Source organism: Polyangium jinanense (genome assembly GCF_028435365.1).
In genome coordinates this window covers 166727-191667 of the sequence record NZ_JAGTJJ010000016.1, presented here as the reverse complement: position 1 = coordinate 191667, position 24941 = coordinate 166727, and the positions used below count along the sequence as shown (strand labels likewise).

Annotated in this window: 19 protein-coding genes; all 19 read right to left on the bottom strand. The window is 69.3% G+C overall.

Annotated features, from left to right (window positions below; all coding sequences use genetic code 11):
- Positions 1–111: 111 nt before the first annotated feature.
- The 19 genes from KEG57_RS25570 to KEG57_RS25480 all read right to left on the bottom strand — a co-directional run bounded on the left by KEG57_RS25570 (position 112) and on the right by KEG57_RS25480 (position 24927).
- Entirely contained in the window at positions 112–609 is a 498-nt protein-coding gene (locus KEG57_RS25570; protein WP_272418596.1) for a hypothetical protein, read from the bottom strand.
- A gap of 515 nt (positions 610–1124) precedes the next feature.
- On the bottom strand, positions 1125–2807 hold the full coding sequence (locus KEG57_RS25565; protein WP_272458862.1) for an OmpA family protein: 1683 nt from the start codon (positions 2805–2807) through the stop codon (positions 1125–1127).
- A 1-nt stretch (position 2808) separates the two neighbouring features.
- Entirely contained in the window at positions 2809–4530 is a 1722-nt protein-coding gene (locus KEG57_RS25560) for a hypothetical protein (protein ID WP_272458861.1), read from the bottom strand.
- 26 nt (positions 4531–4556) lie between these two features.
- Positions 4557–9578 (bottom strand): nSTAND1 domain-containing NTPase, encoded by a 5022-nt coding sequence (locus KEG57_RS25555; protein WP_272458860.1) that lies wholly within the window; start codon positions 9576–9578, stop codon positions 4557–4559.
- A complete protein-coding gene (locus tag KEG57_RS25550; RefSeq protein WP_272418600.1) occupies positions 9575–9964 on the bottom strand; it encodes a DUF4280 domain-containing protein in 390 nt (129 codons plus the stop codon). The genes KEG57_RS25555 and KEG57_RS25550 overlap by 4 nt, the downstream gene beginning before the upstream one ends.
- 76 nt (positions 9965–10040) lie before the next feature.
- On the bottom strand, positions 10041–10679 hold the full coding sequence (locus KEG57_RS25545) for a LysE/ArgO family amino acid transporter (RefSeq protein ID WP_272418601.1): 639 nt from the start codon (positions 10677–10679) through the stop codon (positions 10041–10043).
- A gap of 13 nt (positions 10680–10692) precedes the next feature.
- Positions 10693–11706, bottom strand: coding sequence for a fatty acid desaturase (locus KEG57_RS25540; protein ID WP_272418602.1), 1014 nt, complete (start codon positions 11704–11706; stop codon positions 10693–10695).
- Positions 11707–12085: 379 nt separating this feature from the next.
- Entirely contained in the window at positions 12086–12988 is a 903-nt protein-coding gene (locus KEG57_RS25535) for a sialate O-acetylesterase (protein ID WP_272418603.1), read from the bottom strand.
- 8 nt (positions 12989–12996) lie between these two features.
- Positions 12997–14037 carry an acyltransferase family protein gene (locus KEG57_RS25530; protein WP_272418604.1) on the bottom strand — a complete coding sequence of 347 codons (1041 nt, stop codon included), beginning with the start codon at positions 14035–14037 and terminating at the stop codon, positions 12997–12999.
- A complete protein-coding gene (locus tag KEG57_RS25525) occupies positions 14034–14813 on the bottom strand; it encodes a DUF268 domain-containing protein (protein ID WP_272418605.1) in 780 nt (259 codons plus the stop codon). Before KEG57_RS25525 ends, KEG57_RS25530 begins: the two co-directional genes overlap by 4 nt.
- A complete protein-coding gene (locus KEG57_RS25520; RefSeq protein ID WP_272418606.1) occupies positions 14810–15757 on the bottom strand; it encodes an O-fucosyltransferase family protein in 948 nt (315 codons plus the stop codon). The genes KEG57_RS25525 and KEG57_RS25520 overlap by 4 nt, the downstream gene beginning before the upstream one ends.
- A complete protein-coding gene (locus tag KEG57_RS25515; RefSeq protein WP_272418607.1) occupies positions 15754–17220 on the bottom strand; it encodes a hypothetical protein in 1467 nt (488 codons plus the stop codon). Before KEG57_RS25515 ends, KEG57_RS25520 begins: the two co-directional genes overlap by 4 nt.
- Positions 17221–17232: 12 nt before the next feature.
- Complete coding sequence (locus tag KEG57_RS25510; RefSeq protein ID WP_272418608.1) at positions 17233–18045, bottom strand: class I SAM-dependent methyltransferase; 813 nt, start codon at positions 18043–18045, stop codon at positions 17233–17235.
- Positions 18042–18980: a glycosyltransferase family 2 protein gene (locus KEG57_RS25505; RefSeq protein ID WP_272418609.1), complete on the bottom strand. Its 939-nt coding sequence runs from the start codon at positions 18978–18980 to the stop codon at positions 18042–18044. The genes KEG57_RS25510 and KEG57_RS25505 overlap by 4 nt, the downstream gene beginning before the upstream one ends.
- A 52-nt stretch (positions 18981–19032) precedes the next feature.
- A complete protein-coding gene (locus tag KEG57_RS25500) occupies positions 19033–20019 on the bottom strand; it encodes an NAD-dependent epimerase/dehydratase family protein (RefSeq protein ID WP_272418610.1) in 987 nt (328 codons plus the stop codon).
- A 31-nt stretch (positions 20020–20050) separates the two neighbouring features.
- A complete protein-coding gene (locus KEG57_RS25495) occupies positions 20051–21637 on the bottom strand; it encodes a lipopolysaccharide biosynthesis protein (RefSeq protein ID WP_272418611.1) in 1587 nt (528 codons plus the stop codon).
- Positions 21634–22779: a glycosyltransferase family 4 protein gene (locus KEG57_RS25490; RefSeq protein WP_272458859.1), complete on the bottom strand. Its 1146-nt coding sequence runs from the start codon at positions 22777–22779 to the stop codon at positions 21634–21636. The genes KEG57_RS25495 and KEG57_RS25490 overlap by 4 nt, the downstream gene beginning before the upstream one ends.
- Complete coding sequence (locus KEG57_RS25485) at positions 22776–23948, bottom strand: glycosyltransferase family 4 protein (protein WP_272458858.1); 1173 nt, start codon at positions 23946–23948, stop codon at positions 22776–22778. Before KEG57_RS25485 ends, KEG57_RS25490 begins: the two co-directional genes overlap by 4 nt.
- 7 nt (positions 23949–23955) lie before the next feature.
- Complete coding sequence (locus KEG57_RS25480) at positions 23956–24927, bottom strand: UDP-glucuronic acid decarboxylase family protein (RefSeq protein ID WP_272458857.1); 972 nt, start codon at positions 24925–24927, stop codon at positions 23956–23958.
- Between the last annotated feature and the right edge of the window lie 14 nt (positions 24928–24941).

Below are 24941 nucleotides of genomic sequence, written 5' to 3'. Positions count from 1 at the left end.
GCAGTTCTTCCCCAAATGGTCCAGGGCTTGCCCTGGTTCGGGTCGAGGGGCGAACAGCCCCCGCGGGGTCCGGGGCGGCGCCCCGGCGAGGCGCCGCCCGTGTCCCTGGGATCAGCCGGTGCTTTGGCTCGGCGGGTTCTGCTCGGCCGGACTGCTCGATTTCGCGCGGGTGGCGGCGCTCTTCTGGGCGGGGCCATATTGATAGGCGAAGAGGTCCTCGAGCGGGCCGAGGATCTCCGGGCCCTTTGGGTCGCGCTGGCCGCGCCGCCGCGCTTGCGAGGCGATTTCACCGAGGAGCATGGCGAGATCGTGACCCCGCGCGGCGCGGGTCTCGATGAGCATCTCGGCGAGCTTCTCCGCTGCGGGGACCATGGCGTCGAGTTGCCGGTGCTCGTCGGCGATATCGAGGGCGCGCTGCACGTCCCCCGCGTTGAGCCCCGCGCGGTCGATCTGCTCGGGGGTGAGGCGCTTCAGGTTGGCGATCGCCTTTGCGACGCCCTCGCGAATCTTGATGAACTTCAACATCTGCTCGGGGGTGACGTCGATGAGCGCGAGGTCGCTCGCGTCGATGTGCTTGTCGCCGGGGTCGGGGTTCTTGGGGTCGTTCATGGTCAGCCTCCAATGGGGGGCGGTTGGGGTTGTCGTGTGGCGGTAGACGGGAGAGGTCCCGTCTCGTGCGCCGCGCAGGAGACCAGTGCACGGGATATGCCAGGTGCGGGGCGAGGGCGCGCGGAGGCGTCGCGCGCGAGCGAGGCGCGAGGCGTTTGGACGCGTCTCCGAGGCGTGCGGCCGCAGGAAAATGGCGCGCGGGCGGGGAGCAAAGGTGCGCGCGCGTGAGGTCGAGACGCGCGTGCATGACGTGGAGATTGTTCGGGAATGTCATGAAGGCGCGTGCCCGCGATGCGAAGACGCGTGGGCACGCGGGGGAGGCGTGCCCGCGCGACTTGGCGACGCGTGCGCGTGACCTGGAGACGCGTGCACGCGACCTGGAGACGCGTAAGCGCGACCTTTGGGTCGAGCTCAGGTGGTGAAAAGGCTCACGTGCAAGGACCGGACATCTCGCGGATTTGTCCGAACTTGTCCGGATTTGTCCGGATTTGTCCGGACATCGTGGGCGGGCGTACCTACGGCGTCGGCGTGACGCCTGAAGGGGAAGGAGAAGGAGGCGCGGGCGCGGGCTTTCTCTCCAGAATGACGAACGTCGCGCGCCGGTTGCGTTGCCTCCCCTCCGGCGTCGTGTTCGTCGCGACCGGGGCGTTTGGGCCAAACGCTTTGAGGACGATGCGCTTCGGGTCGATGCTGCGGCGCACGAGCAGATCACGCACGGCCTGGGCCCGCTGCAGGGCGAGCGCGTCGTTGCGAGGTAGAGTGCCTCGATTGTCGGTGTGGCCCTGCACCTCGATTTTCGTGATCTCGGGGTGCTGGAGCAGCACCTCGGCGACTTCTTCGAGCATCTGCCGGGACGAGGGACGTAACGTGGCCCGGCCCGCGTCGAAGAGGAGCTCGCGCAAGAGGACGATTTCGCCCTCCGTGACGCGCACGGCCTCGGGACAGCCGTTTTTCGCGGCCACCTCACTCGGCACACCCTTCTCCTCGGGGCAGGCGTCCACCGCATCTCCGAGGCCGTCGCCGTCGGTGTCCCCTTTCGAATCCGGGCGGTTGTCCCGGTATTGTTCGAGCAGCGCCGCCTCCTCGGCGTCGTCGAGCGGGCAGCCATTTCGTGTCTCGTCGCTCTGGGGAATGCCGTAGACACGCGGACAGGCGTCCTGATCATCGATGACGTCGTCGCCGTCGGCGTCGTTCGCGCGCTTGCGGTACACGGACGGGCACCCATTCTCCACGGCGTACACACTGCGATCGCCGCGGACCTCGGGGCAGGCGTCTCGATCGTTCAAGACCCCGTCTCCGTCGCTGTCCCGCAGGCGCTCCGAGAGGAAGGGCGAGTAGGCGACCATCGCGACCACGCGAAACAGTGGCGTGCCGACGCCCTCGCTCAGACCGGCGCCGATGCCCATGCCCGCCTCGAAGTCGTCGAGGAACCTGTATCGGCCCTGGAGCGAGAGCTCGATGTTCCGATTCTGACTGCTCGCGTCGAGGAGCACCTGCGAGATGTCGAGCTCCGGGCCGATTTGCAGGGCGCGGTCCTCCCCGAGGAGGATCGCGATGCCGGCGCCGCCGGTGATTGCCGTGCCCATCACGACGCCGTCGTCCGTCGTGCGTTTGTCACGGATCTCGGGGCCCACGGCGAAGGACCAGACCCAGCGGTCCCTGAGCTGTCCGCCGAGGAGGAGCTGCGGCAGGCCACGCACGTAGCTATCGGTGACATAAGCGCCCGTGCCGGTGGGGATCCAGAAAAAGCCGCCGATCCCTACCTGGAGCGGAGCCTCGTACCCGCCGTAAAGGCGGACGCGGGCGCCGAGGCGGATGTCGCCGAAATCGGCGGTGGTCGGGGACGTGTCGGCGTCGCCCGTCTGCAGGAGCGCGACGGGCACGTCGAGGTTCACCGCGAGGCGGTTCCACATCGAATAGGTGGCATTCGCGTGGAGGAAGAGCTGCCGGCCCACGACCTCCGACGCCGTGGCGCCGTCCGCCGTCTTGAGGACGTAGGGGTTCCTGGCGTAGTCCACGAGCAGCATGCCGTGGAAGGTGAAATCGCCGGCGGCATAGGGGGACTGCACGCCGAGCATACGATCACCGGCGAACGCGGGCTGGAACCGGGGCAAAGCGATGTCGTCCGCGCGCGCGGGGGCGGCGAGCGCGAGGAGCGCGGCGAGTGAGAGCGGGAGGATCCGCAGGAGCGAACGCATTTCACGTATGCCCGAGTGATCCGCGCCCGCCCTTCTTGTACCGGTCGAAGAGCTTTCGCAGCTCCCCGAGCTCGATGCCGTATTCCTTGGCGATCTCCTTGTGCCCGCGCTCGCCCACGAGCATGTGGCCGAAGGCCTCTTCGAGGCGCTCGAGCTCCATGGGGAGCGCCACGGGCTCGACCTGCGCAATCGGCGCGGGCGTCTGTGCGGGGGCGGGTGCAGGCGCGGGGGCGGGCGCTTGTGCCTGGCCAAACCCGAGAATATTTGCCGCTGTCGGGGCGGGTGGCTCGGCGGGCGTGGTCTTTTGTGCCTTCGGAACACGCAGGCGCACCGCGGGATCGCCGAGGAGGATGTACCCCGACAGGTCTTGCCGGAGCATCCAGAGATGCCCGAGCCGCACTTCGTCGCGTCGGCCTCCGCTCGCCTCGTGATCGTAGAGGCTCGTGAGCTCCGTGTTCGCCTGCTCGAAGAATCGCACGAGCTCGCGGAACGCGAGGCCGACACGATCGCCACGCACGAGCGAACGCACGACCGACATGAAGCGGGCCGGGCGGGCGATCGGCGTGCCCGCGTCGCGCTCCTCGAAGCTGTAGGTCCAGGCGAGATCGACGTGCCCGAGGAAGGCGAGGGGGCCGTTCGGGTTCGCAAGCGCCGTGCGGGGGAGCGACGCGATGAAGGGAGGCGCATTGCGAGGCAGCGCCTTGAGGACCTCCTCGGCCTCGCCGCCGTAATGGCCGAGCTTCTGCAATCGTTCGAGCCAGTGGCGGTAGGCGCTGCGATCCGGCGTGCCGCCGCCATAACAGGCGACCATGAACCAGACGCCACCCGGCGCGAAGGGGCGCTCGCCGAGGTCGCTCGCGGCGAACGTGCCCTCGCGGCCGAATCGCATGGCCCCCTGGCGCGCGCGTTGCTCGGCGAAGCTCTTCCAGCCCTCGCGCGGCGCGCCCGCGCCGTGGCTGACGCTGAAGAGCACGCCTGGGTCGGGGCGGGACGCGGCCTCGAAGAGCTCGTCGGGGGAAGGCGCGTCGATGCGCCCGCGCTCTTCGAGGGTGCTCGCGGGGAATTGCCCGGCCTCGATGCGGCGGCGCACGAGATCGAGCCCCGGACGGACGAGCGCGCGGTACGTGGCCGCCGTCGCCGCCGTGCCGTCGTGCACCGTGTAAAACGTGGCGTGCGGGGGCGAAGGCAGCGCGGCCGCGCGCTCGGCGGCGAGGATCTTGTGGATGTAGGCCTCGTAGCCGCGTTCGTCCGGAAAAGCGATTCTGCCGACGAAGCCGTCCGATTGCTGGACCTGCTGGATCGCGAAGGGGACCTGATCGAGATCGCCGAGGATGAGCTGATAACGCGGCAGATCGACGGCGAGGTCGGCGCCCCGATCGAAGACGTCCTTGCGCCAGCGCGCGGCGCCCGCCATGTCGAGGCGCGAAGGCGCGCGGAACACCTTGATTTCGTGGCCCCCCTGGGCCGCGCGGCGCGCTTCGAGCAGGGGACGCGCGAGCTCCAGCAGGCGATCGCCCGTTGGTCCCTCCGGTACGATCACACCCCAGCGCTGGGCCACGATGTCGTCCGGATCGTCTCCTTCGTCCCAGAGGTGCGTCGGGCCCGGGCGCGCCTCGGGGCGCTCTTCGTGCTCCGCGGCCGCGTCCGCGGGCAAGCCGCCTTCGAGGAAGGCGCTGCCGTCGTCGTCGTGGCTGAGGAGGAGGTGGAGGTCTTTCGCGGGCATGGCGTCCTCGATTCACACGGACGGTATCATTTCTGGGATCCGAGCGCGCCGGTCTTCAGGTCGCGCGTGCAATTGTCGGGGTCGAGCCCTTGCTTTTCGGCGCACGCGCGGCAGCCTTTGATCGCGTCGTCCTTGTCCTCGGCCAGGTAACGTTCGCGGAGCGCCGCGGTGGCGCAGTCGTCGTTCGCGCGCTCGAGGCTCGCGACGATGGCCGCAGGCTCGGCGTCCCAGCGCTGGAGGAAGCCCCGCGCGTCCACGGTGAGGACTCCATTTCCCTTCACGTCGAAGGCTGCAATGGGGAAGGTCGCGGCGGCGTTTGCCAGGGCGAACACCTGGCCGGAGCCGTCGACCCTCCACACGTCGACGGTGTTGTCCCGGGCCCGCGTGATCACGCGCTCGCCGCGCGCGTCGAACGCGACGGAGAGGATGGGGGCCGGGTGCGGGAGCTCGACGTAGGTGCCATCGCGCTTCCAGATACGCACGGTTCTGTCTTGCGAGGCGGTGGCGACGCGCTCGCCGTCCGTGGAGATGGCGACGGCGGTGAGGGTGGCGTGGTGGCGGCCGAGCACCACGGGTTTTTCCCGGCCATCGAGGTCGACCCACCAAGCGCAGCCGTCCTCGCGGCCGAGGACGATATGGCGCGCGCCCGGTTTGCCGCTCCACGCGACGGACGTGAAGCCGCCCGCATTCGCAGGGACGAGCGCGCGTGCCGTGGAACCGCCCGGATGTTCGCATTTCTCTGCCGACGCCGTGAGGGGGTTCGGGGGGCGTTCGGGGTGGTCCGCGTCCCAGACGAGCGGCGCGTCTTCGTCGGTGACACTGATGAATCGATCCCCGTCCGCATTCCAGGCGAGCGCGACGATGGGCGCCTTGTGGTGCTTGGGGAGCATTCGCGAGGGGAGGACGGGGAGCCGCGCGAGAGGCGGCGAGGCGAGGCGATCGTCGACGGGCGTGAGCGCCACGTCGCCGGCCTCGCCCCCGCTGACGACACGTTTCCCGTCGGGGCTCCACGCGGCCGTGTGGACCCACGTTTCTCCGTGGGAAATGAGGCCGACGGGGTGAATGCCTTCGTACACCTCGGCATTCGGGGATGCGAGGTAGACGGCCATGTCGCCGTCGGGCGTGATCTGCATCAGGCGATCCTGCGTCGGGCTCTCGAGCGCCTGCGTCACGTAATGCCCGAGGATCCGCGGAAGGACGGGCCGCGGCAGGCGCGCGAGGTCCCAGATGCGCGCCGTCTCGTCCCACGAGCCGGTGACGAGGCGCTCGCCATCCGGCGAAAAAGCGACGGTGGTGACGTCGGCCTCGTGGCCATCCAAGGCCGCGAGCTCCACGTAGGAGGCGGCGCCGACCGCGTGCGAGCCGGGCTCCTCGTCGATTCTTGCCCAGATGCGCGTCGTGTTGTCGTCGCCGGCCGTGGCCACGATGTGGCTCGTCTTCGGATGAAAGACCGCGAGGTTGACGGGACCCATGTGGCCCTCGAGAACGGCGATCTCCCTGCGCGTCGCGACGTCCCAGAGGCGCGCGGTGCCGTCGTAGGAGGCCGTGACGATCGTCTTGCCGTCCGCGGAGAACGCGGCCGACGCGACGGGGGCCGTGTGGCCTTCGAGGCAGGCGTGGGTCCCTCTTCGGGCGTCCCAGAGGCACGCCGTGCGGTCCCAGGAGGCGCTGACGAGGCGTTTGCCCTCGGGATCGAATTCGACGGACGCGACCACGTGGTCATGCCCGGAAAAACTCGTTTCGAGGACGGGGCCGGTCACCGGGGAGAGGTCCCACATTTCGAGGGTGCCCAAGCTCGTCGCGGTGGCCACGCGTTTCCCGTCGGGCGAGAAGACGGCGGCGCACAGGCCGGGCGCCTTTCCGTGGAGCTCGGAGAGCACCACGGGCTCCGGGCCGGAGACGTCCCAGATCTTCGCGATGCCATTCAAGGAAGCCGTGAGCACGCGGCGGCCCTCCCGGTCGAAGACCGCCGAGGAGAGGGGGCCGTCATGCCGGAGGGCGAGGGGTTTGCCCCGGCCATCACGCCCCCAGACGTGGGCCACCTGGTCCTCCGAGGCCGTGACGAAGCGGTCGCCTTTGGGCGACCACGTGGCGTGCCACAACTTCTCGTGGTGCCCGGAGAGCGTGACCTTCGGAATGGGCAAAGCGAGGAGGCTCTGCGCCAGCGAGAGGTGCCTGAAATCCGTGAGGAGCTCGGGGAACGGGCCGCTTCGCTCCGACATGACGGACGCGGCGGCCGCATGCTGATGGCGCGCGACGAGGTTCAAGGCGCCGCCGATGCGCAATTGTTTTTCAGCGAGGGCGCGCTCCGTGTCGGCCTGCTTGTGCGCTTTTTCGGCCTCGGCGCGACCCTGCTCCGCCTGCTTTCTCGAGGCGTCGGCCTCGGCACTGGCCCGGGTCGTGCGGAGCGCGAGGAGCGTCATGGCGACGGCCACAATCACGGCGCCCACGGCGCCGGCGTAGAGCTTGCGCCGCTCGACGCTCTGCTTTGCGCGCGCCTTCTCGGCTTCGGCTTCCTCCGCGTGCTCGCTCGCCTCGATCATGGCGCGCGTGTCGTCGTCGAGCTCGTCCTCGGCCTGCGCGCGGATCTGCTTGGCATACCCGAGCTGGGCGCCGCGGAGGAGGGCGCCGTGGGTCTTGTAATCGGCGGCCCAGCGTTCGAGCTTGCCGATTTCGGCGACGCGCGCACGATCCTCGGCGAGCCAGGCGGCGAGGCGCTTCCACCTCCGGAGCAAAGCCTCGTGCGCGACCTCGACCACGATGCGGCCGCCTTCGTCCTGACGCGAGACGAGGCGCGCGTCGATGAATCGTTCGAGCAAGGCCTCGAAGCGCGCGCGCCGCTCCGGATCAGCGGGGAGGATGCGCGCGAGAGGGACTCGACGGCGCGTGTTCGAGGCGCCGCCCTCGCCGAAATGGGTGAGGCGCGAGAAGAGCCGGCGGGCGAGCTTTTGCGAAGGCTCGTCGAGCTCGTCGACGACGGCGTCCGCCATTCGTTCGAGCGCGCCGAACACGCCGCCGAGCTCCTCGTACCGGGCCACGTCGAGGGTTTTTCCCTGGCGCTTTTGCCAGAGGAGGTCGAGGACATATTCGACGAGCGGCAAGGCCGTGGGCTCGGCGCCGACCTCGGCGATGATGCGGCTCGCGAGCCCCTGCGAAAGGGAGAGGCCGACCTTGCGCGCGGGCTCCTCGATCACGGTGCGGAGCTGCGCCGGGCCCATCTGCGCGACGAAGACGCGGTGCGCCTCGTCGTAGGCCACGCGATCGAGCCTTAGGCCCGTGCTCGCGTCGAGGACGATCTGTCCGCACTCGCCCACGAAATCGACGCGCATGCTGGTGATGCAATGGATGTTGCCCTCGCCGGAACAGCGCTTCCAGAGCTCGGCGGCGAATGCCTGCCGCTCGGCCGGATCCTGCACGTGGGTGAAGATCTCCTCGAATTGATCGACGACGAGGAGGAAAGGGATGTCCTTGTCGCGGCGCGCGGCGATCGCCGATTCGAGGGCGGCGAGCGGCGTCGCACCGGGGCGCATGACGACCGCCTCCCACGCGCCGCCCGCGGCCGTGGCGAGCGCCGTGATTTCGCGGTGGAGCACGGAGAGCGCCTGTTGCGCGGCGGCGCCCGGGCTCCTGCGCCCGAGGAGGTGCGCGAGCCGCTCGACCGCGCGTTTGAAATCCGCGGCGTCCGCGGCGCCTTCACGCGCGGCGCCGCGATCGAGCAGGCGCGGGACGACGCCGGCGAGGACCATGGACGATTTGCCCGTGCCCGAGGCGCCCGCGACCACGAGGAAACGAGGTTTTTCCGCGGCGGCGAGGGCCGCGAGGTCGGCGAGCGTCTCCTCGATTTCGGACTCGCGGCCGAAGAAAAACCGGCGATGCGCGGCGTGGAAGGCGAGGAGACCTCGATAAGGGCGAAAGGCGATCGGGCGGGTATCGTCGCCGTCCTCGGGGCGCGCGTGCAGGGTGAGGCTCGCCCAGTCGAGCCTTTCTACGCCTTCGCGGAGGAGGCGCTGCCGGGCAGCGAGGAGCGCGTCTTCGACGGACGCGGGCTCGACGAGGAGTTTGTCGTAAAAGACTTCGGTGAAGGTGATCGAGCCCGGGACGGAGAGGGGGAAGCGGGAGGCGACGACGGCCTGGATGCCGGCCTGGTGGAGGTTCTGGGCGACGCTGCCGAGGTGATTGCCGATCTGCCCGGGATTGCCGCTGTCGCAGGCCGAGAGCACGACGAGGCGAATGCGGCCCGCGTGGGGCGCGAGGAGCTGCCGCAGTTTGCCCGCGTCGAGCAGGACACGCTCGCCGCTGCCGTCGTCCGCGTCCCAGGCGAGGCCGTGCGTTTGTCCGACCTGGGTGCCGTGGCAGAGGAGGTGGAGGACGTGGATGCATTCTCCCGACGCGGCGGCCTTTTCGAGGATGCGGGAGAGGCGGCCGAGCGAGAGGTGGTCGATGACGTCGCGGGCCGGATCAAAAGGGTGATGGCCACGCTCGGCGGCGGCGCGGAGGGCATTCGATTGTTCGGCGAGGGGTACGGCGCCAGCGGCGGCGGACCAGCCGAAGAGGATTCGCCCGCCTTCGGGCAAGGGCGAGGGATCCTCGGGGCGCGTGGTGCTCTCGGGCCAGGCATAACGGACGAGGACCTCGGGCAGCTCGCCGAGGTGCTGGCCGCTCGATTTGAGCGTCAGGAGCTCCCAGGGTAAGGCATAAAGCTCCGCGGCATTCGAGCGGAACGTGATCCGCACCGGATCGCCGCGCGAGGAGGCGGCGAGGATGTTTTCCTCGTGGCGAGACCAGCCCGCGGGCGCGAGGAATCGCCGGAGGGCGCGGCCGAGGCGCTGGACGATGGCGGGATCGCAGCCGGGGCGGCGGACGGCGTCGAGGTCGGCGAAGAGCGCGGGCGTCCAGTCGATCGTGACGGTCTCGGCGCCGCCGCCCTCGGTGCGCAGGACATACGTGACCTCGCCGTCTGGTAAGACAAACGATTCGTCGGCCTGCGCGGTGCGGGTGAATTCGAGGAGCAGGTTCTCGGACGGGGGCGCGGGGGACGGGGAGCTCATCCGCCGGCCATGACCTTGAATTGGCCCGGGCTGAGGATCTGGATCACGCCGCCATACGAGCACATGAGCTGGCAGGAGTTGTGGAGGGTGGGCAGGCTTTTCAGCATCACCTTGGTGCTGCCGGGGAGCCACGTGCCCGCGGGGACGGGGACGCAGGGCATGGGCGTGAGGACGCCCATGGCGGCAGCCGTGGCCGAAGCGACCGTGGGATTCGCCATCGAGGTGCACGCGCCGAAGGGGAGGACATTGGTCGCGGTCACCATGTCGGCGATGTTCGCGGCGGACGCGGTCGCATTGACCATGTTCGCAGGCAGGACCATGATCGAGGCGGGCGCCATGCCGAAGCTGCACATTGCGGTGGCGCCGGATGCGATTTGAACGGCCATGGGGTCACCCGAGCCCACGAGGGGCGAGGCGAGCGTAGCCGGGGGCGCGGGGAGGAGGCCAGTTTGTGACGGAGCCTCAGGTGGGGATGGTCCTCACGACATGGCCGGCCAGCGAGAACCCGATGACCCACATGACGACGCCGATCAGACCGTCGAGCACGCGCCACGCGCTCGGGCGGGCGAAGACGGGGCGCAACTTCCGCGCGCCAAGGCCGAGCGAAAAGAACCACGAGGCGCTCGCCAGCGAGGCGCCCACCAGAAAGAGCACGCGCTCGCCGCTGGACAACGAGGTCGCTATCCCGCCGACCATCACCACGGTGTCCAGATAGACGTGTGGATTGAGGAGCGTCACGGCGAGCGTCGCTGCTGCGGCCCCGAGGAGCGAGACGGGAGCGGCTCGCGCCCCGTGAGCTTCGACGTCGAGCGTGCTCTCTCGTTTCCATGCAGACCGAAGCGCGCGCGCACCATAACAGAACAAGAAGACGGTGCCCCCGCAGGCGAGAAGCCATGAGAGCCAGGGCCGCGAGCCGAGGTTCGCACCCAGGCCCAGGACCCCGGCGCTCATCAGCACGAAGTCGCATACCGAGCAAATGAGGCATACGAGGACGATGTGGCGGCCGGCCAGCCCCTGTCGCAAGACGAACGCGTTCTGACTGCCGATCGCGACGATCAGAGAGAGAGAGGTCAAAAATCCCTGGGACGCGGCGCTGAACATCGTTCGATGTCTCCTAGGATTGGCTTTCGGCGTAGGTGACGTTCGACGGGGTCGAGAGGCCCCCGCATGGTCGAGGCGATTGCACGGGAGACGTCCAGGTCCTCGTGACGGGGCGCTTGCCCCAGAAATACCCGTCGCAGTGGATTGCCTCGCTGTAGCGCTTGTTTCTCATCATCAGCGCATGCGCCCTCGCCAGGCTCCGCATCGGTATGCTGGGCATGAGGTGATGGGTGAGGTGGTAATTGTCGTTGTACGGGTTCAGCAGGATGGAACAGACGTTCTTCGGCATGTTCCGCGTGTATTCAAATACCGACGAGGACGGCAGCCGCGCGTGATCGCAGAGCTCGGCGAAGCATTGAATGGCGTGGTAGGCGGTCGCCTTGGAGAGCATCCACGAGCCGAGGACGGCCGCCACGCCGCCCACGCCGACCGCGGCGCCGAGGACGACCGAGAGGGCCATCCAGAACGAGACGATCTCCCAGCGTTGCCGGCCCGTCATCCCCGGGAGGCTCTCCCCGATCGAGCTTTTCCATTGCGACCGATTGAAAAGGAGGCCGGCGTAGACACCCATGGCCGTCTTTTCGTCGTGCCCCGCGACGCCGACGTCCACGCGATCCGGGTCGTCGGCGGAGCCGAGGAGGGCGTGGTGGCGCGCGTGCTGCGTGCGATACACGGTGAAGTTCTCGAAGGAAAGCGGCGCCAGCACGTAGCGGCCGAGCAGGTCATTCGCCTGCTTGTTCCTGGAGAGGTTGCGGTGAGCAGCCTCGTGGAGGAGGTTCTTGAGCACGCGCTGTTGCCGCGCGATGATCGTGAGGCTCAGCGGCAGGAACCCATAGCTCACCTTCACCAGGAGCACCGTGGCGCCCGCGATGAGCACGGCCCCCGCCCCGAGCTGGGCGAGGGAGGCGAGGAGCTTCGGCTCGCACAACTGCTGGATCGGCGTCAGCAACCCGTCCTGCCTCAACTCATTGCGGAACTCCTGACGCTCCGTGTTGATACAAAGCCCACCCGTGGCGCGATTGTTCATTGTGACCTTTCCACCTCGCGGGACGGCCCCGGCGCATCCGCCCCCTCGTCGCAGGGGTCGGACCCTCGGCGGAGAGCACCTCGTCGGTGGTGCGGGCGCGACCCAGGGCCGAGCAATACGCGCCTCTCGTGTCACCGGCGAAATACGAGCCGGCGACCGAAGGCGACGACGTTCACGCAGGCCATGGCACTGCAACGGTCGGACCAACGTGGAGGGTGGTGGTGGTCTCCGTCGTTGAAAGGGCGATCTCGAAGCCTCCGCGCGGGGCTCGGCGCGAAAGGACGCCTTGGGTCGGTCGCTGCGCCACGCAACGCGCTGCCTTCCGTCGTTGCGTGACTGCGCAATCCCTCTTGTCGCGGCCGCTCCGCCGGCCGGTCCCTCACTCCCGCCGCAAGAGCCCGTCCATCGCCTCGGCAAACCGCTTCCCGATGGCCTCGTACCCTTCGAGTCCAAAATGCACCGCGTCCTGGAGCGGCAGGTCGTCCGTGCGAATGCGCGCGACGCCCGGAATCATGACCGCGCGTTGTTGCTCCTTCACGCGTTCCCACGCGGGGAAACGGCCGTCCGTGGGGGGCGGGCCGAGCTCGGCGAAGACGAGGGGGAGATCGGGCGCGCCGAGGTCGCGGCGGAGGTCGGCGACGAAGGATTGGAATGCGGCGGCCCAGTGGGAAGGATTGGGGTGGGCATCCGCCGCCGTGAGCGCGGGATCCATGGCGTCCGTTTCGCCCTGAAAGAAAAGCACGCCCGAGATCGTGCCCGCCGTGGACGCCGCGCGGGCGCGCTTGAGGCACGAGCCATACAGGGTGTGCTCGCCGAGGTGGCGGCGCCATTCCGCGAGCGACGAGCCACCTTTCGCGCAAGGGACGAGGCCGATCGGGTGGCCACCGCGTTTGTCGCGGAGCGCCGCCGCGAACGCCGCGGCGGGGCCGGCGCCCGCGCCGGGGTCGGCGGAGACGTCGTCGATCTGGTCCTCGGCGAAATCGACGGGTTCGCGGCCCTCGTGCCAGCGGCCATCATTGCCGAAGATGTAGACGCCGGGAATCGCCGGTGGGAGAGGGTTTGGCAGGGGCGCACGGCCCGACATGTTGGACTGGCCGGCGAGGATGAAGAGCGAGAGCGCGCCGAGATGCTCGGGCGGGAGGGGGACGCGGGCGGGGACCGTGGCCTCGGGGCGTGGAGACGAGGCGCGTTTGTCCGTGTTGCGCAAAACGAGCGCGCTGGCGAGCGCGCCGGCGGCGAAGGTGAGGGAGAGAATCGCGGCGGCGCGGAGGTTCGGGCGCATGGCGCGCGTCAGGCGGCCGGCAGCGGCGTCGCGGGTTTCGGGCGGAGCGATTTCGCGAGACGCCGCGCGAGCTTCTGCGAGGGGTCCTCGCAGACCAGGAAAAAGAGGTACGCGACGCCGAGCGAGAGAGCCATGAGGAGCGACCAGTCGACGAGGTAGCCGAGCTTCAAGCGATAGTATTTCTTGAAGACCTCCCACGCGGCGAGGTGGACGAGGTAAAGCGAATAGCTGAAGAGGCCGAGGCGCTCGGAGAAACGAGGCACGCGCACGGTCGCGAGGTGTGGGATCTCCACGAGGAGCCACGCGTAGACGAGGAGCGAGAAGGCATTCAGCGTCCAGGGATAACCGATCGGAGAATGAAACCGGAGCGCGAGGGCCACCGCGCTCGCGAGCCAGACGGCGAGGCGCCACGACCAGATGCGGGGGTTCGTCCGCGCCGGGCGTTCGTGGATCCGCTCGGCGAGCAGGCAGCCGAGCAGCCAGCAAGGCAAGCCGATGATCCATTGCAGCGCCCAGCCGTACGCCGGATACGGGAGCGCGCGGGGATCCACGAGGACGATCACCGCGGTCGCGAGGGCAAACGAGGCGGCGACGAGCGGACGAAAGCCGAATCGATCACGAAGCGCGAGGAGGACCGGATAAAGCGTGTAATAGACGAGCTCGCACTGGAGGCTCCAGAGGATCGATTCGGAGAGGCCGACGTAAGGAATGCCAACCGCGGAGGAGAGGGCAATCGAGGCGAGGAGGGGGATGCCGATCCGGACGTAGCGGCGGACGAAATACTCGGGCCAATACGGGCGCCGCGTGAGGGTGGGCCAATGGATGCAGAGGCCCGAGATGACGAAAAAGACGATGACCGCGGCCGGGCCGTTCCAGGCGACGCCATAAGAGGCAGAGAGGAGAAAGGACAGGCGGTGCGTGCGTTCGAGGCCCGCGAGCAAAGGCGGGGGGCCGAGGTGGCTGAGGACGACCATCGCCGCCGCGACGAAGCGGAGCGTGTCGAGGCCGGCAATACGGGCCGGCTCGGTCGTGCCTCGTCCCTCGCTCATCGGCCGAGCTCGAAGAGGCCACACGCGTGGTGCGCGGACTCGAAATGGGCAGGGTCCGCATGCTCGACGAGGTCGCCGGCGTCGTCGACGGCCGAGAACGAGACGAGCGAGAGGCCGGTTGAGGTGAACGTGTCGAGGACCGTGCGCGGCGAGAAGATGCGGTGCGCGTTGAAGACGAGGCGCTCTCGGCCCATGGGGACCGAGAAGTAAAGGCGGCCGCCCGGGGCGAGGATCCGCGCGAGCGAGCGCATCGCTTTTTGCCAGCCGTCGGGATCGATCGGGTCGCCATAACGGCCGAGGCCAAAATGCTCGACGGCGTGGAGGCTGGAGAGGGATTCGACGCTGCCCGAGGGGAATCGATCGAGCGTGGTGGCGTCGCTCTGCACGAAGGTGAGGCCTTCGAGCTTGCTTTCGAGGGGGCGGATGTCGACGACCTCGACGGGCATGAAGACGAGCAGGTGCGCGATGAAGCCGTCGATGCGCGAGCCGACGTCGACGTGGCGCGCGGGGCGGCGGGCGTGGAGCTTTCGCGCGGCCCAGAGGTCCTGGTGAAAGTAATGGCCACTCGCGAGGCCGGCGCTCTCCCGCCAGTCGGTGACGATCGGATAGAGCGAGGAGGGTTTCAGCGGGAAGGGGCCGCGGCCGCCGTGCGCCGCGTGATAAGCGCGGGCGTCGCGGGCAAACCGCGGGAGGCCGCGGGTGAGGTCGCGGAGCGCCGCGGGATCGAGGCCGACGAGGCGCGCGGCTTGCTGGAGGCGCGTTCGGAGGCCGCTCATGGGGTCCTCGTTTTCAAGGCGGCGAGGTTTTCACGGAGGAGCGAGGGCCAATCGGCGATGTTTTGGGGGACGGTGCCCTCGTAGAAGCGGCGATTGAGGGAGGCGGGGCGGATCGAGCGGAGGTGTTCGTGCTCCATGGGATGGAGCAGGACGGGGGCGTCGGAGAGGAAAGCGGACCACATGCTGAAGGTGCTCCACGCGGAGGGAATGATGACGCGGCTCCGCGCGAGCAAGAGGAGGTCGACGATGGCCGGGCGCTCGGGGGCGCGCGTGGTCCGCGGCAATGCGAGCAAGGGGGCGAGCTCGCGGTCGCTCGAATCGGAGAAGACGGTGACGGGGACGGGCTCGCCGACGATCGCGCGAATGCCCTCGATGAGCCGCATGAAATGGGAGAGCGGCGTGGGGCCGAGGGAGCGGGAGAGGTCGTGCCCCGGCGCGAGGGGGCCAAAATCGCCGCCGCGGACGTGGACGCCGATGAACGGAGCCTCGGCCGCGTCGAGGGCCCTCCGGCGCGCGGGCGCGAGCATCGCGAGGAGGCGCCGGCGCAGGAAATCGCGGTGCTCGGCGAAGCTCATGAAGAAGTCGGGGAGGGCGTCGTAGACGTAAACGGTGCCCTTGGGAGCGGGGCCTTCGGGGAGGCGCGCCACCCGGGGCTCGCGGACGACGTTGCCCGTGAGCGCGAGCGTGGTCGCATGCGCGAGGCGCGCCGGGTGGGGCGGGAGGAAATCGGCGACGTAAATGCGCTTCTGGCGCTCGCCGCGGAGCCACGGGCCGAGGCGCACGGCCCCGAAGCCCGTGGTGACGAGGGGCAATCCATTGAGCTCGGCGAACGCCGCGGCGCGCGCCCAGACGAGGAGCATGTTGCCGAGGCCGTTGCGCGGCAATCGCGCGTGACAAACCGGCGGCAAGGCGTGGGCGAGGCGGGAGAGGGCGGCGGGGATCATGATAGGGCTCGTGCCTCCGAGGGGGCGGCCTCCGCGCGCTTTCGCGCCGCGCGGTCGAGGAGGAGCATCGAGGGGACGAGGACGAGGGCGCGGAACACGATGTTGACGAGGGTGGTGCCCGCCTCGGCCATGTCGATCATGTTGAAGCAGAGGGCGATGTAAAGCACGAGGCGGATGGGGTCCTGTTCGGGAAACGGCGTCGTGAGCCGCCAGAGGAAGCCAAACAAGGCGCCAATCACGCCCATGCCGAAGAGGGCACCGGGGAAACCGAAGTTCCAGTAAAGCTCGCCGGCAGCGGTCTGCGCGACCGAGGTCGTGGCCTCGGCCTCGCTGCGGGCGGCGCCGATGTAATAGTAGAACCAGCCGCCGCGGGAGACGGTCGGTTTGTCGGGCCAGAAGAGGCGGGGGACGAAGGCGTAGGCGAGGTAATCGAAGGTGTCGCCCCAGCGGAGGCCATGCCGCTCGACCTCGCCATAGAGGAAGGACGCGGGGATGGGCTCGAAGGAGCGATCGAAGAAGGCGGCGGTCTGCTCCTCGATGCCGTCGCCCTCCCCATAATCGCCTTGCGTGTAGGTGCGGACGATGCGGTCGCTCTGGTTTTCCCCGGCGACCGCGTCCGCCTGGCGGGCGGCGGAGACGACGGGCGCGACGACGCCGAGGTAAAAGACGCTGAGCGCAATGCCGAGGACCGGAAGCCAGCGGCGCAAGGGGCGCTGGCGGGTGAAGAGGATGCCGGCGGGGAGGAAGCTGAACATGAGGAACGCCTTCGAGCCCGCGCGCAGGTTGACGATGAATTCGACGACCGTGCCGAGGGTGAAGAGGATCCAGAAGGAGGCGCGCCGGTGGTTTGCGCCTTGGTGCGCGACGAAGCCGGTGAGCGCCGCGAGCGAACCCCATTGCACGAGGCCGCTGAAGGCGCCGAACCCGCCGACGTCGATGATGGGGCCGATGAATCGCATGAAGACGCCGAGCGACCAGAGGGCCAAAAAGCCTGAGCCCATGGGCGGCGGGCGCTCTCCGGGTTCAGGGATCGGGCGTATGAGCTGGAGCCCCGCGTGGAGGCCGAACGCGCCGACGAGGTACATGACATACCCCGCGGCAAGCTCGTCCGGATAGATCTTCTGGACGCTGAAGCGAATCGGAAGGCCCTCGGCGAGCTTGTTCGCGTGGTGGATGGCCGCGAGGCCGAGGGACATGATGTTCCAGCCGAAATAAAAGGAGATCGGGCTCAAGCCGAGCGGCGCGCGTCGAATCTCGAGGAAAATGATCCACGGATAGGCGACGCAGACGGCGGCGCCGGTGACGTAGAGCGTGGTGGCGGGCTCTTCGGCGAGCCAGAGCGTGACGAAGCCGATGAACACGAGCAGCGCATGGGGGACGAGCGGGCCGTAACGACGGTCGAGGAGACCTCCCGCGCGGGCGCCCGTGGCGGGCGTGAAGGGCCTTTCAAGCGTCGCGTCCATGCGCCGTGCGGTTCAGCCGATCTCGGCGGCAGGGGTATGCGCGGGGCGGCGCTCCGCGGGCCGGTAATCGGGGAATCCCTCGGTGATCGTGGGCGCCTGGGGGAGGGCGCCGGAGCTCTTGCGCTCGGGTTTGTCGAGGTCCTTCACGGCGAGGAGCTGGCCGCCGGGCGGGCCGTAGGTCTGCCAGAGGGCCATCGCGAGCTGGAGCGGCGCGCGCGGGCCCGGCTCGACCTTGCGGCCGCAACGAAAGCCGAGCGAGCGGAGCTCGGCCGGGCTGAAGGCGGAGCGGTGCGTCTCGGCGAAGGTCCAGGCCTGGACGTCGGCGTCGGGGGTGTCGAGGCGCAAGAAGGCGCGCTCGTCGTGGCCCGTGTGCGGGTCGAGCGATTCGCGCGGGACGGTGATGACGATGCGCTTTCGGGCGATGCGCTCGAAATCGCGGAGGGCGCGCAGTGCCGCGGGTTTGTCGAGGTGTTCGAGGACCTCGATGCAGAGGAGGGTGTCGACGTAATCGTCGGGGTAGGGGAGGGCGTCGGCGCTGGCGAGGACGAGCTCGTCGTAGCTCCGGTGATGGGCGGTGCGGCGGAGGTTGTGGACCGTGAGGTCGCAGCCGCTGAGGAGCTCGGGTTCGTCGAGGCGCGGGTCGCGGCGGTCGTAATCGCGGACCTGGCGAAAGCCGATCGGCGTGTCCTGCCAGCGGTGCCGGAGCATGAAGCCATAGACGCCGACGCCGCAGCCGACGTCGAGGATCCGCGTGCCCTCGATCTCGTCGAGGATGCGCGGAATCATGCCGAGGGGGCTCTGGCCGACGAGGAGCGAGGTCTTCACGAGCGTTTCTCCGAAAGAAGGGATTCGAGCGGGCCCACGAGGGGCAAAAGGGCACGGGAGAGCGGGCCCGCGCTTTCGCGGAGGGGGCCGAGCGAGGCGCCGAGGCCGATGGGTTTTCCGTGACGGAGGCGCGAGCCGACCTCGTGGAGGACCTGCTTGTCGGCGCGGAGCGCGAGCGCGGCCTCCTTGACGAGGCGCAGGGGGCCCTGGAAGTGGCGCGGGACGTATTTGCGGTGAATGGCGAAGGAGAAGGCGTGGATCGGCCAGGGATTGACGTCGACGTCGTGGCCGTCCTCGCGATTGCGCACGCGGACGAGGGGGCGCGCGGCATACGCGACGTCGCCGTGTTCGCAGAGGCGCATCCACATCTCGACGTCGGCGATGAAGCCGAAGGTAGGGTCGTAGAGGCCGTACCGCTCGTGCGCCTCGCGCCGGACGAGGGTCAACGCGCAGACCGGGGAGCTGAAGCTCCGGAGCATGAAGTCGAGCCAGACGCGGCCGCGCGTGAGCTCGGGCCAGGGGCCGACGTGCACGGCGCCGAGGGGGCGGTCGTCCTGGTCGACCATTTCGAGGCCCGTGTGCGCGAAGAGCGCGCGCGGGTGGCGGTCGAGCAGGCGCACGAGCTCGGCGAGGAAGTCGGGGTGGTAGAGGTCGTGGTCGTGGCAAACCGCGATGAGCTCGGAGGCGGCGTCCTCGATGCCGGCGTTGAGGTTCGCCGGCATGCGCAGGTTTTTGGGGTTGTGGTGGTATTTGACGCGCGGATCGCCGGCCGCGGCCTCGCGCACGGCCTCCTCGGTGCCGTCGCCGCCCGGGCCGTCGTCGCGGACGAGGAGCTCGAAATCGCCGTACGTTTGGGCGAGGATCGAGCGCAACGTGGCGCCGAGGAGGCGCGCGCGCTTGTACGTCGGCATGACGACGGAGACGCGCGGGCGCACGTCTCCCTCTCGAACGGGCGGCCTCGGTGAAAGCTTCGGCGGCGAGGGCATTTCAGTCGAGGCGCCCCGCACGAATGTACTCCACGCTGTCGCGAATGACGGTGTCGAGGTCGAAACGAGGACGCCAGCCGAGCTCGCCCATGGCCTTGTCGGCGTCCGGATACTTGTCGTTCGCCTCCTCGAAGAGTGGGCCGAAGAGGGCCTTCGGGTCGACGTAATCGATGCGGCTCTCGGAGGCGGTGATGCGCACGGTGCGCTCGGCGAGGTCGCGGATGCTGATCTTGTTCTGCGGGTTGCCGATGTTGTAGGCCTCGCCGCGACGGCCGAGGCGCAAGGCCCGGACGATGCCCTCGGCGACGTCGACGACGTGCGTGAAGGCGCGGATCATGCTGCCGTCGCCGTAGACCGTGAGCGGCTCGCCCGCGAGGCATTGCTTGATGAAGCGCGGCAAGACGAACCCGCCCTTGCCCGACTGGCGCGGCCCCGCGATGTTGAAGGGGCGGATGATCACGGCGAAGAGGTCCGAGACCTTGCACGTGTTGACGAGCGCGATCTCGCACGCGAGCTTGGCCACGGCGTACTCGAGGCGGACCGAGACCTTGGGCGTGATGATCTTGTTGTCGTTCTCGGAGCAGTACCCATCGCGGCCGCCGCCGTAGATCTCGCTCGTGGAGACGTCGCAGAGGCGCGCACCAGAGCGGTTCGCGATGTCGATGACGCGGTAGGTGTCGTCCGTGATGCTCTTCGTGATCTTGCCGGCATGCCCGAGGACGCCGACAGGGCCGACGACCGAGGCGAGGTGGTAGATCTCGGCGAAAGGCGCGAACGAGCCGCGCGCGAAATAGTCCTCGATGGAGAGGATGTCGTATGTGAGGCGCGGGTCGTTCACGCGGCGCACGTAGGCCTCGTGATCGAGGGGGCTCGTGCTGAGGTTGTCGACGACGTGGACACGCGCGTCTTCGTCCGCGAGCAGGCGCTCGACGAGATGGCTGCCGAGGAAGCCGAAGCCTCCCGTCACGAGGATGTGTTTGTCTTTCATGAGGCTTTGTCCTTCGTGTCGCAGGTCAGGATCATGCGGCATCTCCCCGCGTGCCGCCGAGCTTTCGACGGATGTTCCCGGCGATCCCCCGGGCAGTTTCGCGCTCCTCGGGGGCGAGCGCGATCCAGAAGAGCGTGAGCGCGAGGGCGCCGAACACGGGCGGCACGACGATGGCCCGGACGAGGCCCTCGGGGAGGAAAAACCAAAGGCCGGCCGAGGCCGCGGCCGGGACGAGCAAGCCGAGGCCGAGCGCGCCCAGGATTTCACGGGCGTAGCCGCCGAACCGGTCGCCGAGCGCCTGGCAGGCCGCGCGCGGGACGATCCAGGCCGCGAGGGCGAGATCCGCGAGGAGCGCGGCCGCCGCGACGCCCCGAATGCCGAAGCGCGGGACGAAGAGGACGGACAGGACGAACACGAGCGCCGCGTTCGCCGTGAGCAGGACCGCGACGCGGCCCTGGCGGTTCGTCGCGAGGAGCGCGGTGGAGCCGACGCCCCAGAACCCCCAGAGGATGGCCTGCGTGACGAGCATCCCGAGCGTGGGAAGGTCGAGCGAGAGTTTTTTGAGCGTCCACGCGGAGTAAACCGGCTCGGCGAGGGGCAAGAAGCCGAGGAGCGCGAGGCCAATGACGAAGCCCGAGAGCTTGGCCGTGGTGCGATGCGCGCGGACGAGGCGCGAAGGATCGCCGAGGGCGTCGAGCGCGGTGAGCTCGGGCCAGACGACGGTCGTGAACTGGATCGAGAGCATGCGGCCCATGTTCGCGATGTTGCGGTGGGTCGCGAAACGAGAGACCTCCTCGCCGCCGATGACGGACTGGACGACGAGGAGGTTGCCCTGGTTGGCGAGGAACTCGCCGAGGCCCGCGAGCAAGAAGAGCGCGCCGGGCGCGAGCATGCGCAGGCCCGTCGCACGATCGCCGCCGAGGGGCGTGAGGCGGAACCAGGGGTTCTGGCGGTGGAGGTCGCGCAGGACGTACGCGTCGAGCACGAGGGCCCAGACGACACGGGCGAGCGCGACCGTGGGAAACCGCGCGCCCGCGAGCATGAGCGCGGCGGGCAAGGCCATCTCGACGGCGCGCTTGATGGCCGTGAGATAAGCGGCGCGGACGAGCTGGCCGGTGGCGCGGTAGGTGCCGCGGACGGCGCCGAGTGGGACGCCGATGAGGAGCTCGATGCCGAGGAGCGCGAGCGTGAGGTACGTCTCGAGGTGCGTCGCGGTGGTGATGCCGAGCCACGTTTCGAGCGGCAAGACCGCGGTGACGAGCGCGGCGAGGACCCAGATGCCGATCGCGAGCGGGCCTTGCAGGCGCAGGGCGCTGTGGAGGTCGGCGAGGAAGAGGTCGTGATCGCCGCGCGCGTGATGCGCGCACATGCGATTGACGACATGCGACTGGACGCCGAGGTCGGTCATCGTCAGGAACGCGACGAGGGCCGAGAGCGAGGTCCATTCGCCATAACGCGCAGGGCCCCAGGCGTGCATGCCGATGGGGACGACGACGAACTGGCCGACATAACCGACGATCGCGACGACGCTCATCGCGGCGACGCCACGAAGGACGCGCTCGGCCATGCCGGGCGCGCCCAATCGTTCGGTCGGTTGCTCGGCCTGCCCGGCGCTCATACGGTGCTTGCCGCGAAGGCGCGGGGGTGGAGCTCGGCGAGGGCGTCCCAGATGCGCGCGCCGAAATGGTCCTCGGTGAACGAGGCGAGGACACGCGCGCGGGCGGCGCGGCCGAGGCGGGTGCGGAAGGCGGCGTCGCTGAAGAGCTCGACGAGGGCACGCGCGAGGCCCTCGTGATCGCCGTACCGCACGGAGAGGCCGGTCTCGCCGTCGACGATGACCTCGCGCGCGGCGTCGTCGAGCGAGCCGATGCACGGGACGCCCGCGGCGTTGGCCTCGAGGTAGACGAGGCCAAAGCCCTCGCCGCGGCTCGGCATGGCGAAGACGGTGGTGCGCTGGTAGAGGGCGCGGAGCTCGTCGTCGGGGATGCGGCCCCAGAAGCGGACGGCGCCGTTCTCGAGGAGGCCGAGGCGTTTGGCTTGGGCCTCGTACGCGGGGCGCGCGGCGCCGTCGCCGACGATGTCGAGGCGCGCGCCGGGGCACTGGCGGCGGACGTGGTTCCAGATCGAGATGAGCTCGGCGTGGCCCTTGTAGCGCTCCTCGGGGTGGATGCGGCCGACGATCAGGGCGGAGAGGCCGGCGTCTTCCGGCGGAGGCGCGATGTCACGGGTGGCGCGATCATTGGAGAGACCAAGCCAGCAGACCTTGCTCGGGGTCGATCGATGTTCGGGGTTCCAGTCGAGGAAGCGGCCGAGCGTAAAGGCGCTGTTGCTGATCAAAAGATTGGTGCCCCAGATACCGACGCGCTGGTGGGCGGGCAAGGGGCGCCAGCATTCGACGCCGTGGAGGAACTGCACCACGGGGACATTTCGAGCGCGAAGGAGGCGCGCGACGGGGCCGAGGCCGATGTGGGTCGTGAAGACGAGGTCGGCATCCGAGCGCTCGCGCGCGGCGGCGGCGAGCATGCCGAGGCGAGAGCCGCCGAAGGAGAGGAAGCATTGCGGGGGTTTTTGAAGGCCGACTTCGCGGGCGACGTCGCGCGCGTCGTGGGGCGCGTCGTGCAGGGCCCAGACGTCGTATTCGAGAGGGACGCGGCGCTCCGCGGCGATACGTTCGAGCTGGCGGAGGATCTGGCGGCTCACGGTGGGGATGCCGCCGTGGGGCGCGTCGACGAGGTCGGGGCAGAGGAACGCGAGCTTCATGAGCGCGACCAGACGGCGCGGGCCGCGCGGACGAAGCCTTCGGCGGTGTGAGGGATGTCCCACGCGGCAATGCGGCGCAGGGAGGCTTTTCCACGGGAAACGCGGGCGTCGGGGTGCGCGAGGGCCTCGTCGAGGACACGCGTCAGCGCAGGGACGCTGCCCGCGGGGAAGACCCAGCCATTGTCAGGGCCGACGAGGTCGGGGACGGCGCCGACCTGATCGGAGGCGATGATGGGGAGGCCGAGGTTCATGGCCTCGTTGACGGCGAGGCCCCAGGGCTCGAAGCGCGAGGGCAAGGCAAAGACGTCGCCGAGGGCATACGCGGCCGGCATGCGCTTCTGGTTGACGAAGCCGACGAAATGCACGCGGGCGGAGAGAGAGCGGGCGAGGGATTCGAGCTCGCCCCGGAGCGGGCCGTCGCCGATGAGGACGAGGTGGGCATTCGGGCGCGGGCGCGCGGCGAAGGCGCGGATCAGATCGGCGCAGCCCTTCACGGGGATGAGCTTGGCGGCGTAATTGACGACGAGGTCGTCCTCGGGAATGCCGAGCTCTTTGCGGAAGGCGCGGGCCTCTTCGCGGACGGAGCCCGTCTGGGATTGGAAGAACGAATTGTCGACGGTGTAGGGCGCGATGAAGACGCGCTCTTTCGGGACGCCGTAATGCTCGAAGTAGTGCGCGGAGAGGGTGCCGATCGCGAGGGCGCCGCCGAGGCGGCGGAAGATCGGGGGCAAGGCGAGGCGCTTGGCAAGGCTGATGTGCGCGGGGCGCTCGGCGAGAAGGTTCGATTCGCCGCGGAGCAGGACGGGGATGCCCTTCTGGCGGGCCCGCAGCATGACGTCGTGCTCGGTGGCATGGGCATACCCGTGGACGATGATGACGTCGGGGCGGAATGCCGACATGCGCGAAAATGCGCCGGGGTTGACGAGGCCGAAGAAATGGTCCGTGCCGGGGCGTTTCGAGACGTTCGGCACGAATTCGTGATCGTAGCCTTCGAGGAGGGGGACGTCCCAGCGGATGGTCTTGCCGAAGCCGGGGTCGCGGGTCTCTTTGACGCCAAAATCCCAGCAGAAAAAGAGCTTGATCGCGACGTCCTCGCGGGCGGCGAGGGCGCGGTAGAGCGGCGCCTGGTACTGGATCGGGTGCGTCGCGAGGATCGCGATCCGGACCATGGCGGGCCTATCGTCCTTTCGGGCCGCGCTCGGCGAGCCGGGCCTGGAAGTCGGTGACGGTGGCGCGGAGGCCGTCGCGGAGGGCGACGCGCGGGGAGAAGCCGAGGAGCTCGCGGGCGCGGGTGATGTCGGGCTTGCGCTGGCGCGGGTCGTCGGCGGGCAAAGGCGCGTGGATGATTTCGAGGTCGGAGCCGAGGAGGCGGAGGACTTCTTCGGCGAGCTCACGAATGGTGAATTCCTCGGGGTTGCCGAGGTTCACGGGGCTTTCGAGCGGCCCGGAGCGGGCGAGGGCGAGGATGCCTTCGATGAGGTCCTTCACGAAGCAGAAGGAGCGGGTTTGCTTGCCGTCGCCGAAGAGGGTGAGGGGTTTTCCCCGGAGCGCCTGGACGATGAAATTGGAGACGACGCGGCCGTCGTCGAAGGCCATGCGCGGGCCATAGGTGTTGAAGATACGCGCGATGCGGACGTCGACACCCCAGGCGCGGCGGGCGTCGTTGAGGAGGGTTTCGGCGCAACGTTTTCCTTCGTCGTAGCAGGAGCGTTCGCCGATGGGATTGACGTTGCCCCAGTAGCTCTCGGGCTGGGGGTGGACCGTGGGGTCGCCGTAGACCTCGGAGGTCGAGGCGTGGACGATGGTGCAGCGGCGGCCGCGGGCCATTTCGACGAGGCGGAGGGCGCCCATGACGCTCGTGGTGAGCGTGGCGTACGGGTCGCTCTGGTAATGGACGGGCGAGGCGGGGCAGGCGAAGTTGAAGACGAGCTCGGCGTAGACGTGAATGGGCTCGCGGACGTCGCCCATCTGGAAGTGGAAATGCGAGTCGCGGCCGGCACGCTCGAGGTTGCCGAGGTCGCCGGTCATGAGGTTGTCGATGCCGACGACCTCGTAGCCCTCGTCGAGCAAGCGATCGACGAGGTGCGAGCCGAGGAAACCCGCAGCGCCCGTGACGAGCGCGGTCTTGCGTGCTGCGCCGAGTCCCATGTCAGCAGAGTCCT